This is a genomic window from Pseudomonas sp. P5_B2 (genome assembly GCF_056400445.1).
This window is the reverse complement of record NZ_JBFULH010000502.1, coordinates 1-3,005: the sequence shown is the minus strand read 5'-3', so window position 1 is coordinate 3,005 and position 3,005 is coordinate 1. Positions and strand designations below refer to the sequence as shown.

Here is a 3,005-nt window from a genome sequence, read left to right as displayed (position 1 = left end):
GCTCTGCGTGGGAATGCCTCAATGGACGCTCCGCGTCCGCTCTTCGGCAAGGACGCGGAGCGTCCTGGGCTGCATTCCCACGCGGAGCGAGGGAACGATCTTGTCGACTCGCTCCCACAGTTGTATCGCATAATGGCTGGCTTCAGCGGTGTGTCTTGAGGGCTTCAATTGTTGAAATGGCGGCAGTGCGGTCTTTTGAGCCTGATTATCATGTTGTCAGGCTGCGGCAACAGCGACTCCCTGGAAAGCTTCAGCGGCCCCACTATGGGCAGTACCTATTCGATCAAATATGTGCGCCGCGCCGGTCTTCCCGCCCCGAAAGACGTCCAGGCCGTGGTCGAAAAAATCCTCGCCGACGTCGATCAACAAATGTCGACCTATCGCAATGACTCGGACATAGAGCGCTTCAATGAGCTTCCCGCCAACCGCTGTCAGAATATGCCCGAACCAGTCCTCGGATTGATCCGCGTCGGCGAACAACTGTCGGAACAAAGTGAAGGCTCCTACGACCTGACGGTAGAACCTCTGCTCAACCTGTGGGGGTTCGGCCCGCAGGCGCGTGAGGAAAAAGTCCCTGCGGCTCAGGCACTGGCCGAAGTACGGCAGCGAGTCGGTTACCAGCATCTGCGCATCGACCACGATCAGTTGTGCAAGGATGCCGCTGTCGAAGTCGACTTCAATAGCATCGCCGCCGGTTATGCCGTCGACACCATTGCCGCAAAACTCGACGCCATGGGCATCCGCAATTACCTCACCGAGGTCACGGGTGAGCTCAAGGCCGCAGGTAAAAAACTCGACGGTTCACCTTGGCGTATTGCCCTCGAAGAGCCTCGGGATGATCAGCAGGTCGCGCAAAAAATTATCGCTGTCGACGGCTTTGGCGTGTCCACCTCCGGCGACTATCGCAATTATTTTCAGCAGGATGGCAGGCGTTATTCCCACACCTTTGATGCCCGCACCGGTGCGCCGGTCCTACACACTCTGGCGTCAGTCACGGTAATTCATCCTTCAGCGTTGATGGCCGATGGACTATCGACGCTGTTGCTGATTCTCGGCCCTGAAAGGGGTTGGGACTATGCCCAGGCGCATGACATCGGTGCATTCTTTGTAATTCGTGCCGATACAGGTTTCGTCACACGAACCAATCAGGCTTTTGAACGCCTCAGTGGCGATAAAACCAAGTGACGGCACCGATTCAGGCGCTGAAGACTGGCGTTGTAGTGCAGGCAAAACTAGCCTACGACGCGACCAAGGGTTAATGTGCCCGGCGTTGACGCTTCTATAGACTGTGTCCGGGTTCTGCACTGACCCAAAATTGTTCCTTCACGCCACAGATCGGCGTGATTTAGCCGCAGGGTGCCGATGGCGCCGCGGCCTGTTCTGAGGAGTACGCATGGCTGTCTACAACTACGACGTGGTGGTGCTGGGTTCCGGCCCGGCGGGAGAAGGCGCGGCAATGAACGCCGCCAAAGCAGGGCGCAAGGTGGCGATGGTCGATAGCCGTCGGCAGGTCGGCGGCAACTGCACCCACTTGGGTACCATCCCGTCCAAGGCACTGCGTCACTCGGTCCGGCAGATCATGCAGTTCAACACCAACCCGATGTTTCGGGCCATTGGTGAGCCGCGCTGGTTCTCGTTCCCGGACGTGTTGAAAAGCGCCGAGAAAGTTATTTCCAAACAAGTCGCTTCGCGCACTGGCTACTACGCCCGTAACCGTGTCGACGTGTTCTTCGGCACTGGCAGCTTCGCCGACGAGCAAACCATCGAAGTAGTCTGCGCCAACGGTGTGGTTGAAAAGCTGGTCGCCAAGCACATCATCATCGCCACCGGCTCGCGTCCTTATCGCCCGGCGGACATCGATTTCCACCACCCGCGTATCTACGATAGCGACACCATCCTCAGCCTCGGCCACACCCCGCGCAAACTCATCGTTTACGGCGCTGGCGTGATCGGTTGCGAGTACGCCTCGATCTTCAGCGGTCTGGGGGTGCTGGTTGAACTGGTGGATAACCGCGGTCAGTTGCTCAGCTTCCTCGACTCGGAAATTTCCCAGGCGTTGAGCTACCACTTCAGCAACAACAACATCACGGTTCGCCACAACGAAGACTACGACCGCGTTGAAGGCGTGGACAACGGTGTGGTCCTGCACCTCAAGTCCGGCAAGAAGATCAAGGCCGACGCCTTGCTCTGGTGCAATGGGCGTACCGGCAACACCGATCAGTTGGGTCTGGAAAACATCGGCGTGAAGGTCAACAGCCGTGGTCAGATCGAAGTGGACGAAGCCTACCGCACCTGCGTACCGAATATTTACGGCGCCGGTGACGTGATTGGCTGGCCGAGCCTGGCGAGTGCCGCGCATGACCAGGGTCGTTCCGCCGCTGGCAGTATCATCGAAAACGGTAGCTGGCGTTTTGTGAATGATGTTCCGACCGGCATCTACACTATTCCGGAGATCAGCTCGATCGGCAAGAACGAGCAGGAGCTGACTCAGGCCAAGGTGCCGTACGAAGTGGGCAAGGCGTTCTTCAAGGGCATGGCGCGCGCGCAGATTGCCGGCGAGCCGCAAGGCATGCTGAAGATCCTGTTCCACCGCGAAACCCTGGAAGTGCTGGGTGTTCACTGCTTCGGTTATCAGGCGTCGGAGATCGTGCACATCGGTCAGGCGATCATGAACCAGCCGGGCGAGCTGAACACGCTGAAGTATTTCGTCAACACGACGTTCAACTACCCGACCATGGCCGAAGCCTATCGGGTAGCGGCGTACGATGGCCTCAACCGGCTTTTTTGAGCGGCTCCGGCCGGTGGCCTGAGCCGGCCGGGGAGACCGATTTCAGCAATTCTCGAGCGTGGCGCTGGCCAAACCGGGAAAGTCTGTAATCAGGCTGTCAACGCCGAAGTCGGCGAGTCTGCGCATTAGCGCGGGCTCGTTGACTGTCCACACCGACACATGCAGCCCTTGACGCTGCGCCTTCTGCAGGCGTTCCGGCGTACACAGGGTCCAGTTC

At 58.7% G+C, this 3,005-nt stretch carries 3 protein-coding genes; 2 read left to right on the top strand and 1 reads right to left on the bottom strand.

Annotated features, from left to right (window positions below):
- Positions 1-210: 210 nt before the first annotated feature.
- Together AC1DRJ_RS23005 and sthA are read left to right on the top strand one after the other, a co-directional pair.
- Complete coding sequence (locus AC1DRJ_RS23005) at positions 211-1,185, top strand: FAD:protein FMN transferase (RefSeq protein ID WP_477804175.1); 975 nt, start codon at positions 211-213, stop codon at positions 1,183-1,185.
- Between the two features lie 208 nt (positions 1,186-1,393).
- Positions 1,394-2,788, top strand: a complete 1,395-nt coding sequence (gene sthA / locus AC1DRJ_RS23000) for a Si-specific NAD(P)(+) transhydrogenase (protein ID WP_007943660.1) — start codon at positions 1,394-1,396, stop codon at positions 2,786-2,788.
- 42 nt (positions 2,789-2,830) lie between these two features.
- Here sthA and AC1DRJ_RS22995 read toward each other — a convergent pair.
- On the bottom strand, positions 2,831-3,005 hold a 175-nt coding region (locus AC1DRJ_RS22995; RefSeq protein ID WP_477804174.1), incomplete at its 5' end, for a glycerophosphodiester phosphodiesterase.